This window comes from Azospirillum mesophilum (assembly GCF_053470405.2).
Map to the genome: position 1 here is coordinate 1 of NZ_JBPXMQ020000005.1, position 14,142 is coordinate 14,142.

General features: G+C 65.5%; 12 protein-coding genes. 11 read left to right on the forward strand and 1 reads right to left on the reverse strand.

Annotated features, from left to right (window positions below; genetic code table 11):
• The 11 genes from metK to ACSVC7_RS07190 all read left to right on the forward strand — a co-directional run.
• A partial coding sequence (gene metK, locus ACSVC7_RS07140) for a methionine adenosyltransferase (protein WP_483508131.1) occupies positions 1–872 on the forward strand: 872 nt, incomplete at its 5' end.
• Positions 873–1,055: 183 nt separating this feature from the next.
• On the forward strand, positions 1,056–1,766 hold the full coding sequence (gene trmB / locus ACSVC7_RS07145; protein WP_448203743.1) for a tRNA (guanine(46)-N(7))-methyltransferase TrmB: 711 nt from the start codon (positions 1,056–1,058) through the stop codon (positions 1,764–1,766).
• Between the two features lie 234 nt (positions 1,767–2,000).
• Positions 2,001–2,486: a ribosome maturation factor RimP gene (rimP, locus tag ACSVC7_RS07150; RefSeq protein ID WP_448203742.1), complete on the forward strand. Its 486-nt coding sequence runs from the start codon at positions 2,001–2,003 to the stop codon at positions 2,484–2,486.
• 50 nt (positions 2,487–2,536) lie between these two features.
• On the forward strand, positions 2,537–4,096 hold the full coding sequence (gene nusA / locus ACSVC7_RS07155; RefSeq protein WP_448203741.1) for a transcription termination factor NusA: 1,560 nt from the start codon (positions 2,537–2,539) through the stop codon (positions 4,094–4,096).
• Positions 4,097–4,154: 58 nt separating this feature from the next.
• Complete coding sequence (locus ACSVC7_RS07160; RefSeq protein WP_448203740.1) at positions 4,155–4,853, forward strand: RNA-binding protein; 699 nt, start codon at positions 4,155–4,157, stop codon at positions 4,851–4,853.
• Between the two features lie 14 nt (positions 4,854–4,867).
• Positions 4,868–7,621, forward strand: a complete 2,754-nt coding sequence (gene infB / locus ACSVC7_RS07165; protein ID WP_448203739.1) for a translation initiation factor IF-2 — start codon at positions 4,868–4,870, stop codon at positions 7,619–7,621.
• Between the two features lie 108 nt (positions 7,622–7,729).
• Positions 7,730–8,302, forward strand: coding sequence for a 30S ribosome-binding factor RbfA (rbfA, locus tag ACSVC7_RS07170; RefSeq protein WP_448203738.1), 573 nt, complete (start codon positions 7,730–7,732; stop codon positions 8,300–8,302).
• Positions 8,292–9,230 (forward strand): tRNA pseudouridine(55) synthase TruB, encoded by a 939-nt coding sequence (gene truB, locus ACSVC7_RS07175; RefSeq protein WP_448203737.1) that lies wholly within the window; start codon positions 8,292–8,294, stop codon positions 9,228–9,230. The genes rbfA and truB overlap by 11 nt, the downstream gene beginning before the upstream one ends.
• 17 nt (positions 9,231–9,247) lie before the next feature.
• Entirely contained in the window at positions 9,248–9,517 is a 270-nt protein-coding gene (gene rpsO, locus ACSVC7_RS07180) for a 30S ribosomal protein S15 (RefSeq protein WP_149467949.1), read from the forward strand.
• Between the two features lie 293 nt (positions 9,518–9,810).
• The gene (pnp, locus tag ACSVC7_RS07185; protein ID WP_448203736.1) at positions 9,811–11,934 is read left to right on the forward strand and encodes a polyribonucleotide nucleotidyltransferase; all 2,124 of its coding nucleotides are present in this window, start codon (positions 9,811–9,813) and stop codon (positions 11,932–11,934) included.
• 74 nt (positions 11,935–12,008) lie between these two features.
• Positions 12,009–13,301 carry a M48 family metalloprotease gene (locus ACSVC7_RS07190; protein WP_448203735.1) on the forward strand — a complete coding sequence of 431 codons (1,293 nt, stop codon included), beginning with the start codon at positions 12,009–12,011 and terminating at the stop codon, positions 13,299–13,301.
• A gap of 111 nt (positions 13,302–13,412) precedes the next feature.
• Here ACSVC7_RS07190 and ACSVC7_RS07195 read toward each other — a convergent pair whose 3' ends face one another.
• On the reverse strand, positions 13,413–14,141 hold the full coding sequence (locus tag ACSVC7_RS07195; protein ID WP_448203734.1) for a pyridoxamine 5'-phosphate oxidase family protein: 729 nt from the start codon (positions 14,139–14,141) through the stop codon (positions 13,413–13,415).
• Between the last annotated feature and the right edge of the window lies 1 nt (position 14,142).

Here is a 14,142-nt window from a genome sequence, read left to right on the forward strand (position 1 = left end):
ACTCCCAGTCGGCCGACATCGCGGTCGGCGTCGACGCCGCCGGCGAGAAGGATGAAGGCGCCGGCGACCAGGGCATCATGTTCGGCTACGCCTGCAACGAGACGCCGGCCCTGATGCCGGCGCCGATCTACTATTCGCACGCCATCCTGAAGTCGCTGGCCGAGGCGCGCCATTCCGGCGCCGCCCCGCAGCTCGGCCCCGACGCCAAGAGCCAGGTCACGTTGCAGTACGAGAACGGCAAGCCGGTGCGCGCCACCGCCATCGTCGTCTCCACCCAGCACGCCGACGGCCTGACCCAGGAGGAGGTGCGCGAGATCGTCCGCCCGCACGTGGTCAACTGCCTGCCCGCCGGCTGGATGTGCGACGAGGCGCAGTTCTACGTCAACCCGACCGGGCGCTTCGTGATCGGCGGGCCGGACGGCGACGCCGGGCTGACCGGGCGCAAGATCATCGTCGACACCTACGGCGGCGCGGCCCCGCACGGCGGCGGCGCCTTCTCCGGCAAGGACCCGACCAAGGTTGACCGCTCGGCGGCGTATGCCGCGCGCTATCTGGCCAAGAACGTGGTGGCCGCCGGCCTGGCCGAGCGCTGCACGATCCAGCTGTCCTACGCCATCGGCGTGTCCAAGCCGCTGTCGGTCTATGTCGACACCCACGGCACCGGCACGGTGGACGAGGACAAGCTGTCGGCGGTGCTGCAGACGCTGGTCGACCTGTCGCCGCGCGGCATCCGCACGCACCTCGGCCTGAACAAGCCGATCTACGCGCGCACCGCGGCCTACGGCCACTTCGGCCGCGACGCCGAGGCCGACGGCGGCTTCGCCTGGGAGAAGACCGACCTCGTCAACGACCTCCGCTCGGCCTTCTTCTAAAGCGAACTGTCGTTCGCTTTAGATTCACATGGCCTCACTTGCCGGCCGGGCTTCGGACGCATGGGCGTCCGGGCCCGCCGTCGCGGTCCAAAGCGGATCGAAATCCGCTTAAGACAGCGCCTGTGTGTTGGTGGGCAGGGGCCTTTTCGGCCCCTGCTTCCATTTCTGGACCCTGCTTTCATCATGACCGACTCGATTCCGGACTCGTCCAAGCGCCTGTACGGCCGGCGCAAGGGCCGCCCCCTGCGCAAGCGCAAGACCGAACTGCTCGACTCGCTGCTGCCGTCGCTGGAAATCCCGATCCCGCAGCCGGGCGACCGGATCGACCCGCAGACGCTGTTCCCCAACCCGGTGCGCGACGTCTGGCTGGAGGTCGGGTTCGGCAGCGGCCATCACATGGCTTGGCAGGCCGCGCACAACCGCGATGTCGGCGTGATCGGGGCGGAGCCCTTCATCAACGGCGTGGCCGGGCTGCTCAAACTGGTGGACGACGAAGCGGTGCAGGACAACGTCCGCATCCTGCCGGACGACGCCCGCCCGCTGCTCGACGCCCTGCCGGACGCCTCCATCGGCCGCGCCTTCGTGCTGTTCGCCGACCCTTGGCCGAAGAAGCGCCACTGGGAACGCCGCTTCATCGGCCCGCAGAACCTGCCGCGCCTGTCGCGCGTGCTGAAGGACGGGGCGGAGCTGCGCCTCGCCAGCGACGACATGGGGCTGGTGCGCTGGATGCTGGAACACACGGTCAAGCACCCGGACTTCGAATGGACTGCCCGCGGCCCGTCGGACTGGCGCCACCGCACTGAGGACTGGCCGCCGACCCGCTACGAGGAAAAGGCCATAGAGGCCGGCCGCAAGCCGGTCTTCCTGCGCTTCATTCGGAAAGCGCGGGCGTAGGCTCCGGGACGGACATTCGCCGAGTGCGACAGGCCAGAGCGAGCCACATCGGAAAAGCGCTTGCGGCTTGCCACGGAATGTCTATATTCACCGCATGAACCCATACGGATCGGCGGCTCGGGAAACCGGGCCGGCGGGACGCTTTGCGGGTGGGCCTTGGCCCACTTATTTTTTTATCAGCGTGTGGAATCCCCGCACGGCTCCCATCCGGGGCCGCGGGGCAGGTCAGGTGGAATGGAAGCAACCGGTCGTATCGAGCAGATCATCACGCCGTCCGTCGAGGCCATGGGCTACGAGGTCGTGCGTGTGCAACTGACCGGTGGGCAGCGCATGGTTCTGCAGGTCATGGCCGAACGCGCCGACGGCGCGCCCATGACCGTCGAGGACTGCGCCGACCTCAGCCGCGCGATCTCCGCGGTGCTCGACGTCGAGGACCCGATCAAAAGCGCCTACACGCTGGAGGTCAGCTCGCCCGGCATCGACCGGCCGCTGACCCGGTTGAAGGATTACGAGCGTTTCGCCGGATTCGAGGCGAAGCTGGAAACCCGGCTCGCCGTCGATGGCCGCAAACGCTTCAAGGGCATGCTGAAGGGCGTCGAGGACGGCCTCGTGTGCCTTGAAACGGAACAGGGAGCCGCCCGTCTGGAGTTCGACAACATCCTGCGCGCCAAGCTGGTTTTGACGGATGAACTGATCCGCGCCAGCCAGGAGCAGGGTTGACGGCCCCTCGGGTTCTTCAAGAACAAACGCCAGTCCAGGAAGTGTGACGGATGGAACTGCTGCAAGTCGCTGACGCGGTCGCCCGCGAAAAGAACATCGACCGGGACGAGGTCCTGGAGGCGATGGAACAGGCGATTCAGAAGGCGGGTCGCTCCAAGTACGGCCACGAGCACGACATCCGCGCCCGCATCGACCGCAAGACCGGCGACATCCACCTGACCCGCCACCTGGAGGTGGTCGAGACGGTGGAGAACGAGGCGACGCAGGTCACGCTCGACTACGCCCAGCGCCGCAAGCCCGGCGCCAAGATCGGCGACTTCCTGGTCGACCCGCTGCCGCCCATCGACTTCGGCCGCATCGCCGCGCAGACGGCCAAGCAGGTCATCGTCCAGAAGGTCCGCGACGCGGAGCGCAAGCGCCAGTTCAACGAGTACAAGGACCGCACCGGCGAGATCGTCAACGGCCTCGTCAAGCGCGTCGAGTACGGCAACGTCACGGTGGATCTCGGCCGCGCGGAGGCGATCCTGCGCCGCGACGAGCTGCTGCCGCGCGAGCATTTCAAGAACGGCGACCGCGTGCGCGCCTACATCTACGACGTCCGCGAGGAAACGCGCGGGCCGCAGATCTTCCTGTCGCGCACGCATCCCATGTTCATGGCGAAGCTGTTCGAGCAGGAAGTGCCGGAAATCTACGACGGCATCATCGAGATCAAGGCGGTCGCCCGCGATCCGGGCTCGCGCGCCAAGATCGCGGTACTGTCGAAGGACAGCTCCATCGACCCGGTCGGCGCCTGCGTCGGCATGCGCGGCAGCCGCGTCCAGGCGGTCGTCGGCGAGCTGCAGGGCGAGAAGATCGACATCATCCAGTGGAACCAGGAGCCGGCGACCTTCATCGTCAACGCCCTGGCCCCGGCTGAGGTCGCCAAGGTCGTGATGGACGAAGACAACAGCCGCATCGAGGTGGTGGTGCCGGACGACCAGCTGTCGCTGGCCATCGGCCGCCGCGGCCAGAACGTGCGTCTGGCCACCCAGCTCACCGGCTGGGACATCGACATCCTGACCGAGCAGGAGGAGTCGGAGCGCCGCTCCGAAGAGTTCCGCACCCGCTCGCATCTCTTCATGGAAGCGCTGGACGTCGACGACGTGATTGCCCATCTGCTGGTCGCGGAAGGCTTCACCACCGTCGAGGAAATCGCCTACGTCGAGACCGAGGAACTCGCCGAGATCGAGGGCTTCGACGAGGACGTGGCGGAGGAGCTGAAGCAGCGCGCCCTGAATTTCCTGGACGAGCTGGACGCCCGCATGACCGAGAAGCGCCAGGCGCTCGGCGTCGAGGACGCGGTGGCGGAGCTGACCGGCTTCACCCCGACGCAGCTCGTGAAGCTGGGCGAGAACGGCGTGAAGACGATGGACGACCTCGCCGACCTCGCGGCCGACGAGCTGCGCGACATCCTCGGCAAGGACGGCCCGTCGGAAGACGAGGCGAACGAGATCATCATGGCGGCCCGCGCCCACTGGTTCGACAGCGAACAGGGTGGTGAACAGGGCGAGCAGGCCGGCGCCGGAGCGGCGGCCTCTCCGGAGGCGCAGCCCTCCGCCGGCCAGGACTGATCGGGTATAGAATTGGGCGAAAGCCGCAACGGTACGGATGGCAGGACTGAGCGACGCGATGGACGATAGCCCGGACGAGGTGGAGCCGGGCGGGCAGGGGCCGGACGACGGGCCGCGGCTGCCGGCGGATGACGAAAAGGGTCCGCTGCGCCGCTGCATCGCCACCGGCGCCGTGCAGCCGAAGGACGGCATGATCCGCTTCGTGGTCGCGCCGGACGGGGAGATCGTGCCCGATCTGGAGGAAGACCTCCCCGGCCGTGGGTTGTGGTTGTCGGTGGACAAGGCCGCCTTCGCGACGGCCCTGAAGAAGAATCTCTTCGCCAAGGCGGCGCGGCGCGCGGTGCGCGTCCCGCCCGATCTGGCGGAGCGGCTGGAACGGTTGCTGGAGCGGCGCTGCCTGAATGCCTTCGGGCTGGCACGCCGCGCCGGGCAGGCTCTGGCCGGTTACGAAAAGGTGCGCGAGGCGTTGAAGACCAACCAGGTCGGACACGCCGGACCGCCCTGTCTGCTGGTCGAGGCCAGCGACGGATCGCCCGACCAGCGGGGCAAGGTGACAGCGCTGGCGCCGGATATGCCGGTGGTCGACCTCTTCGATTCGGCGGCGATGGCCGCGGCGCTGGGGCGGGACCACGCGGTGCATGCGGTGGTGGCGCGTGGAAAGCTGGCCAAAGCGTTGGTCCGCGACTCCGCGCGTCTCAAGGGTATCAAAGGCTTTGTCGCCGGCACGTCGCCGGCCGGCCACGGAAGCAACGTCTGACCATTCGGGAACCGATGACCGACAGCAACGACCAGGACCACAAGAAAGTCTTGCACCTCAACGCCGGGTCCAACAAGGGGAAGCTGGAGTTGAAGAAGCCGGTCGAGACCCAGGTCCGGCAGAGCTTCTCCCATGGCAGATCAAAGCCCGTGACCGTGGAGGTCAAGCGCAAGCGGACCGTTGAGAAGGGCGCCCTGCCGGGCGTGGCCGACGGCGGCGCCGCCGCGCGTCAGGCCGCACAGGGCATCCCCGTCCGCGGCGTCCCCGGCCAGCGCCAGCGTGGCGGCGGCGGTGCCGTCCGCCAGCTGACCAACCAGGAGCGCGAAGCGCGCATCCGCGCCCTCCAGGGTGCCGCCGAGGAAGGGCGGCGCCGCGCCGAGGAAGAGGCCGAGCTGGCCGCTCTGGCCGCCGAGGCCGAAGCCGCCCGCGCGGCTGAAGCGGCCACCCGCGCCGCCGAAGCCCCGGTGATGGAGGAGGAGCCGGAAGTCCTCGACGCCGAGACGCTCCGCCAGCGCGAGCTGGCCGAGCTGCGCGGAATCGAAGAGGCCGAGCGCGCCAAGGCCGAGGAGGCCGAGCGACGCCGCCAGGAAGAGGAAGCCAAGCGCAAGGAGGCCGAAGAGGCCAAGCGCAAGGAAACCGAACAGCCGGCGCGCCGCGAAGGCGGTGCGGGTGGTGCGCGGTCGGCCGGTGGTGCCGGTACCGGCGCGCGTCCCGCCGCGACGACGACGGAGGCTCCGGCCGCCCGTCCGCCGGTGGGTGCCGTCCCCGGCCGCTTCGGCGACGAGGAAGACGACCGTCGCGGCAAGCCGGGCAACAAGAAGGCTGCGGCTCCGGCTCCGGTCCGCAAGGCGGCCCCCGGCGGCGACCGCCGCAAGGGTGCCAAGATGACCGTGTCGCAGGCGCTGAGCGACGAGGGTGGTGAGCGCACGCGCTCGCTGGCCGCGGTCCGCCGTGCCCGCGAGCGTGAGCGGCTCCGCCAGATGAGCCGTCAGGAGACGCAGAAAGTGACCCGAGACGTCATTCTGCCCGAAGTCATCACCGTGCAGGAGCTGGCCAACCGCATGGCCGAGCGCGGCGCGGACGTCATCAAGCAGCTCATGCGCATGGGCGTGATGGCCACCATCAACCAGACCATCGACGCCGACACGGCGGAGTTGGTCATCGCCGAGTTCGGCCACCGCGTGCGCCGCGTGTCGGAAGCCGACGTCGAGGTTGGCCTGCGTGTCGACGACGATGTGGCGGATGCGCTGGTGCCGCGTCCCCCGGTCGTCACCATCATGGGCCACGTCGACCACGGCAAGACCTCGCTGCTGGACGCCCTGCGCCAGACCGACGTGGTCAGCCGCGAGGCCGGCGGCATCACCCAGCACATCGGCGCCTATCAGGTGCAGTTGGAGTCGGGTGCGCGGATCACCTTCATCGATACGCCGGGCCACGCCGCCTTCACCGAGATGCGCGCCCGTGGCGCCAACGTGACGGACGTGGTCGTGCTGGTCGTCGCCGCGAACGACGGCGTCATGCCGCAAACGATCGAGGCGATCCACCACGCCAAGGCCGCGAAGGTTCCGATCATCGTCGCCATCAACAAGATCGACCTGCCCGACGCCAAGCCGGATCGTGTCCGCCAGGAACTGCTCCAGCACGAGCTGGTTGTGGAAGAGCTGGGTGGCGACATCCAGACGGTGGAAGTGTCGGCCAAGGCCAAGCGCAACCTGGACAAGCTGGAGGAGGCCATCCTCCTGCAGGCCGAAATCCTGGAGCTGAAGGCCAACCCGGCGCGCACCGGCGAGGGCGTCGTGGTCGAGGCCAAGCTGGAGCGCGGCCGCGGTTCGGTCGCCACCGTGCTTGTCCAGCGCGGCACGCTGAAGGTCGGCGACGTGTTCGTCACCGGTTCGGAGTGGGGTCGCGTCCGCGCCCTGGTCAACGACCGTGGCCAGAGCGTCGAGCAGGCCGCCCCGGCCAGCCCGGTCGAGGTGCTTGGCCTCAACGGCACGCCGATGGCCGGCGATGATTTCACCGTCGTCGAGTCGGAAGCCCGCGCCCGCGAGATCGCCGAGTTCCGTCAGCGCAAGAAGCGCGAGGCGGCGGTGGCGGCGTCGGCCCGCGGTTCGCTGCAGGACATGTTCAGCCGCATCCAGGCCGGCGAGGCCAAGGAACTGCCGGTCGTCATCAAGGGCGACGTGCAGGGCTCGATCGAGGCGATCTCCAACGCGCTCGAAAAGCTCACGGCCGAGAACACCGAGGTCAAGGTCCGCGTGCTGCACGCGTCGGTGGGCGCGATCAACGAGTCGGACATCACGCTGGCCAACGCCTCCAACGCGATGGTCATCGGCTTCAACGTCCGCGCCAACCCGCAGGCCCGCGACATGGCCAAGCGCGACAGCGTGGAGATCCGCTACTACTCGATCATCTACAACGTGATCGACGACGTGAAGGCGGCCCTCACCGGCATGCTGTCGCCGACGCTGCGCGAACGCTTCATCGGCTACGCCGAAATCCGCGAGGTGTTCAACATCACCAAGGTCGGCAAGGTCGCCGGCTGTATGGTCACGCAGGGTACGGTCAAGCGTGGTGCGGGTTGCCGCCTGCTGCGCGACAACGTCGTCATCCACGAGGGCACGCTCAAGACGCTCAAGCGCTTCAAGGACGAGGTCAAGGAAGTGCGCGAGGGTTACGAGTGCGGCATGGCCTTTGAGAACTACGACAACATCCTGGCCGGCGACATCATCGAGGCCTTCGAGATCGAGGAAGTGGCGCGCGAGCTGTAAGCCCGCCGCCACCCTCCGACCTATCGACCAAACAAGGGCGCGAGAGCGCCCTTGTCTTGTTTGCGCGGGGGGACATGTCCCTCTCGCACCGCTTTCGGGACCGACACCATGCGAAAAAAGAACCACGACGCCGCCGGCAAGCCCCCGTCCCAACGGCAGCTTCGCGTCGGCGAGGAAATCCGCCACGCCCTGGCCGAAGTGCTGCAACGCGGCGATTTCCACGACCCCGAACTGGCGGAACTGAACGTCACGGTGACGGAGGTCCGGATCAGCCCGGACCTGCGCAACGCCACCGCATTCGTCACTCCGCTGGGCGGCGGCGCCATGGATGAGACGCTGGCGGCGCTGCGCCGCGCGGCCCCGTTCCTGCGCGGCCAGATCGCCCGCGCCATCAACCTGCGCTATGCCCCGACGCTGAGCTTCGAAGGCGACACCTCCTTCGAATACGCCGGCCGCATCGACGCCATCCTGCACAGTCCCGCTGTGGCCCGCGACCTCGGCTACCCGACGCTGGCCGACCGTGTGAACGGCGACGACGACGAGGATGAGGACGACTCCTGGGACGAGGAGGAAGATCGCCTCGAAACCGACGAAGACGACCTCGACGATGAGGATGATGACCTCGACGATGAGGATGAGGGCGAGGACGACGAGCCGCGCGGGGGCAAGGGTGGCTCGTAAGCGCAAGGGTGAACCGATCCACGGCTGGATTGTCCTGGACAAGCCGGGGGGGCTGACCTCCACCCAGGCCCTGTCCAAGGTCCGCCGCCTGCTGAACGCCGAGAAGGCCGGGCACGGCGGCACGCTGGACCCCATCGCCACGGGCATCCTGCCCATCGCGCTGGGCGAGGCGACCAAGACCGTCTCATACGCCATGGACGGCGAGAAGACCTACCGCTTCACCGTGAAGTGGGGGGCGCGCACGACCACCGACGACCGCGAGGGCGAGGCGATCGAGACGTCCGACGCCCGCCCGGATGCCGACGCCATCCGCGCCGCGCTGCCGGGCTTCCTCGGCTTCATCGACCAGATCCCGCCGCAGTTCTGCGCCATCAAGGTGAACGGCGAGCGCGCCTACGACATCGCCCGCGAGGGCGACGCGGTGGACCTCGCCGCCCGCACCGTCCGTATCGACCGGCTGGAGTTGATCGAGACGCCGGACGCCGACCACGCGGTGCTTGAGGTCGATTGCGGCAAGGGCACCTACGTGCGCTCCATCGCCCGCGACCTCGCCGAACGGCTGGGCACGGTGGGGCACATCGTCGATCTGCGGCGCCTGCGCGTGGGGTCTTTCACCCTGGAACGGGCGATTTCCCTGGACGATCTGGCCGCGATGGAGCAAGGTGCGGCCGTCGAAAGACTTCTGCTGCCGATTGAGACCGCGCTGGACGACATCCCGGCGCTGGCCCTGACGGACGCGGAAGCGCACCGACTGAGACACGGCCAGACGGTGGCACTCCTCACCCGGCAAGACCGCGAACGCCTTTCGGCGATTCAAGGCCAAGTTGGTGGGGATGGCACCGTCATTGCGCTTTTCGGCGGCAAGCCGGTGGCGCTGGCGCGGGTCGAGGGGGCGGAGGTCCGTCCGGTGCGCGTCCTCAACCTCTGATTCTTTAGGAGACTCCGATGTCGATCACTCCCGATCGCAAGCAGGAACTGATCAAGGAATATTCCCGCGGCACCAACGACACCGGTTCGCCCGAGGTCCAGGTCGCGATCCTGTCCGAGCGCATCCGGAACCTGACCGAGCACCTGCAGGGCCACAAGAAGGACTTCCACTCCCGCCGTGGTCTGCTGGTGATGGTCGGTCAGCGCCGCCGTCTTCTCGATTATCTCAAGAAGAAGGACAACAGCCGTTACGCCACGCTCATCGAGCGTCTGGGCCTGCGCCGCTAATTATCTGAGGCGCCCGTCCTGGTGACCGACAACCCGCTTCGATCAGCCCTCGGCCCTCCGCACCGCCCGCCGGTGCCATGGGATCCGTCGCGCTGTTCGGAGCGGTCGGCTGTTAGCGAGGGTATGTTTTAGTCAGACGGCCGGCCCGGACCTTCCGGGACCGGCCGTTTGGCGTTTCCGCCTGTTGGCGTCACAAGCCATGTGGGCGATACACATGCGGGGTCTTACGACTGGTGGCCCCGGCTTAGGCCAGCAATCCGGCGGGCCTAGGTGTCGGATGGAAGGAAGAAGCAATGTTCAACGTTTTCCGCAAAGAAATCGAATGGGGTGGGCGCAAGCTGACGTTCGAGACGGGCAAGATCGCCCGTCAGGCCGATGGCGCGGTGTTGGTCACCTATGGTGAGACCACGGTCCTGTGCACGGTCGTCGGCGCCAAGTCGCCGAAGCCGGGTGTCGATTTCTTCCCGCTGACGGTCAACTACCAGGAAAAGTCCTTCGCGGCCGGCAAGATCCCCGGCGGCTTCTTCAAGCGCGAAGGCCGCCCGACGGAAAAGGAAACGCTGGTCAGCCGCCTGATCGACCGCCCCATCCGTCCGCTGTTCGCCGATGGCTTCCGCAACGAGACGCAGGTCATCTGCACCGTGCTGAGCCATGACCTGGAGAACGATCCGGACATCGTCGCCATGGTCGGCACCTCGGCCGCCCTCACCATTTCCGGCATTCCCTTCCTCGGCCCCATCGGTGCGGCGCGCGTCGGCTACGTCGACGGCCAGTATGTGCTGAACCCGACCATGGACCGCGTGGATGGCTCGGCTCTCGACCTCGTGGTCGCCGGCACCCAGGAAGGCGTGCTGATGGTCGAATCGGAAGCCAAGGAGCTGTCCGAGGAGGTCATGCTCGGCGCCGTCATGTTCGGCCACAAGAATTTCCAGCCGGTCATCCAAGCCATCATCGACCTCGCCGAGCAGTGCGCGAAGGAGCCGTGGGACCTGCCGGAGCCGGCCTACGACCGCCCCGCCCTGAAGGCGAAGCTGCGTGACACGGTCGGCGCCGACGTGGAGGCCGCCTACACCGAGACCGTCAAGCAGGCCCGCTACGAGAAGATCGGCGCCGCCAAGGCCAAGGCCCTGGAGACCCTCGCCGAGTCCTTCGAGTCGCAGGCCATCGCGACCGAGTTCAAGGAGCTGGAGGCCGACATCCTGCGCGGCGCCGTCCTGAAGACCGGCCGCCGCATCGACGGCCGCGACACCAAGACCGTGCGCCCGATCGTGTCGGAAGTCGGCGTGCTGCCGCGCGCCCACGGCTCGGCCCTGTTCACCCGCGGCGAGACGCAGGCGCTGGTCGTGACCACGCTGGGCACCAGCCAGGACGAGCAGATCATCGACGCGCTGGAAGGCGAGTACCGGGAGCACTTCATGCTCCACTACAACTTCCCCCCGTACTCGGTGGGCGAGGCCGGCCGCATGGGCTCGCCGGGCCGCCGCGAGATCGGCCACGGGAAGCTGGCGTGGCGCGCCATCCACCCGCTGCTGCCGTCGAAGGAAGAGTTCCCCTACACGCTCCGCGTTGTGTCGGAGGTGACGGAATCCAACGGTTCGTCGTCGATGGCGACGGTCTGCGGCACGTCCCTGTCGCTGATGGACGCCGGCGCCCCGCTGGCGCGCCCGGTGGCCGGCATCGCCATGGGCCTGATCAAGGAAGACGACGGCTTCGCCGTCCTGTCTGACATCCTGGGTGACGAAGATCACCTGGGCGACATGGACTTCAAGGTGGCCGGCACGGAAGCGGGCGTCACCGCGCTCCAGATGGACATCAAGATCACCTCGATCACCGAGGAGATCATGAAGATCGCCCTGGGCCAGGCCAAGGACGGCCGTCTGCACATCCTGGGCGAGATGGCCAAGGCCCTGACCGGCGCCCGCGAGGCGGTGAACCAGAACGCCCCGCGCATCACCGTGATCAACATCCCGAAGGAGAAGATCCGCGACGTGATCGGCTCCGGCGGCAAGGTGATCCGCGAGATCGTGGAGCAGACCGGCGCCAAGATCGACATCGAGGACGACGGCACGGTGAAGGTCGCTGCGGTCGACACCAAGGCCGCCCAGGCCGCCATCGACTGGATCAAGGGCATCGTCGCCGAGCCGGAACTGAACGTCGTCTACACCGGCAAGGTCGTGAAGGTCGTCGATTTCGGCGCCTTCGTGAACTTCCTGGGCTCCCGCGACGGCCTCGTCCACATCTCCGAACTGTCGCCGCAGCGCGTCGGCAAGGTGTCGGACGTCGTGTCGCAGGGCGATTCGGTGAAGGTCAAGGTCATCGGCTTCGACGACCGCGGCAAGGTCAAGCTGTCCATGAAGCAGGTCGACCAGGCCACCGGCGAAGACTTGACCAAGAAAGACGCCCCGGCCGCGCAGTAACCGGCATAGATCAAGCATCGAGGGATTTCTATTCCCTTGATGCTTGATCTATCAATAGTATGAAGGCTTTAGAGATGAACGATATACACCAGTCAAGTGTCGTTGAATCCGAAGAGCGCGCCGCTGCGGTGAACTATATTGAATTCCTTCAACATATGGCTCGTGGCGGTCGTCAAAAGCGCGCGGTAAATCCCGAAACTTACATCGATCTCCTGAAAGAGGCGGAAAGCAATGAATTTGGAAAAATCATGCAGAAAATGCATGGGGATGCAGGTAAAAACCTCATAAATAAAGTATTGGTGGACGGTGTTCCCGATAATGGTGTGACGCCGGAAGATGACCCAATGCTTATGAATATAATTTTGCACTTGCAAAAGCAAATTGAGGATATTTGCAACGAAAAAAAGGTCGATCTATCCGGCAAGTTTTTGTTCTCAACTATCCAATCAAATGAAATAAACGCTATATGCGCGAAAGTTCCTGACAGCGCGTATGGCGTGATCTTAGTTGATGGGCAATTGGTAACCTTCTGCAATTTAATTTCGAAGGTATTCGCTGAAACCCTTCCTTTGAAGCCTTCTCGTAATGGTATGCAGGCATTTTCCTTTGATCGGGACGAAATTAAGCGTCGGCTTAAGAAGAAAAAGAACCCTATCAACAGGCTGTTCGACGTGTTAGGCGCTTCCATTATAGCTGGGCGTGCGTCGTTTGCAGAACCGTGGGGATTAGAGCCCGAGCATGTTCCTTTGCATGCGCTTCTCTTAAACGCGATGGAAATTTTTGCTATAGGTCATGAGTATGGGCACATTATTTGCAAGCATACGAACAATGCGGCGCATGTGAAGAGCAAAATAGGGGACGAGATTGAAATTGACGAGATAATTTTTAATTGGAGCCAAGAGATTGAGGCCGATGTAGTAGGTTTTCAATTGATGATGGCCGTTCAATCAGAAAAGGGCTTCGACGCTGCACTTAGCGCTATGGGCGCCTATGTGTTTCTAAAAGCGATGGAGCTGCATGAAAATATTAGCGCCAAATTGACGGGACTAGATCCATTTTCATCCCTCACTCATCCCCCAGCAAAGGTCCGGGTTCAAAAGCTTTCTGAGTTCGTCCAGAAATTTCTGCCAAAGGAAGATTGTAAGAGCGTCGAGCGGCTTTTCAGGAAAGTGAACATGATATTTTTTATTTACGAAAGATACATGTCTGATATGTTTCAGCCAATCCAAGAAGATGCTATGAAAATAATAAAAGAACGCAAAGAAACTATCCGACACGGGAGTAGTCCAGAGGGATTCAGCCTTAACGATCTCTCTTCTATTACATCGTTCAGTGAGAACTTAAAAATGCTGATCGGATCGCGTTGAGGTGTGGTGATTGTTCCGCAAGTATGAAAAGTAACTTGTTCTTGTGTCCAATTCAGAGGCCAAGGCGCCCTTCAGGGGCGCCTTCCTGAAGAATGGAGTCTCCCACCCAGCTCACCCCTCCCCGAAGGTCGTCCGGTGGCTTTCCAGCATGATCTCGTCCAGGCGGCGGCCCGGCGTGAAGCCGGACAGGCCCTCCGGAACGGGGACGCCCGCCGGCATGCGGGGGCAGGGCTCGGGCATGCCGATCACCTGGGTGACGGGGATGCGGACGGCGTAGACGGGCAGGGCATAGTCCTCCTCGTCGTCGCCAATACCCTTGTCGCGGATCTTGGCGGTGGCCTCCTCGATCTCCATGGCGACGACCATGGTCGCTTTCAGCTCCTGCTCCGTGGTGGGGCGCAGCTCGGCGTTCCGGCCGGGGTAGAAGCGGTCGATCATGGCGTCCAGCGCGCGGGCCTTCTCCGCCGGGTCCTCGACGATGTGGGCGGTGCCGAAGCACATGGCGGAGCGGTAGTCGACCGAGTGGTTGAAGCCGCTGCGGGCCAGAATCAGGCTGTCCAGATGCGACACGGTCAGGCAGACCGGCAGGCCCTCCTTCTGCGCGCGCAGCATCCGGCTGGCCGAGGAGCCGTGCCAGTACAGGTGATCGCCCTCCCGCCAGAAGGCCGTCGGGGTGCAATAGGGCTGGCCGTCGATGGCGTAGGCGATGTGCGCGACCATCGCAGCGTCGAGCACCGCGTGCACGGTGGCGCGGTCGTAATGCCCGCGCTGGTGCAGGCGCTTCACGCGGTTGCGGTCGGTGACGGGGTAGGTGCCGGGCGCGGAAGCGACGTCGGACATT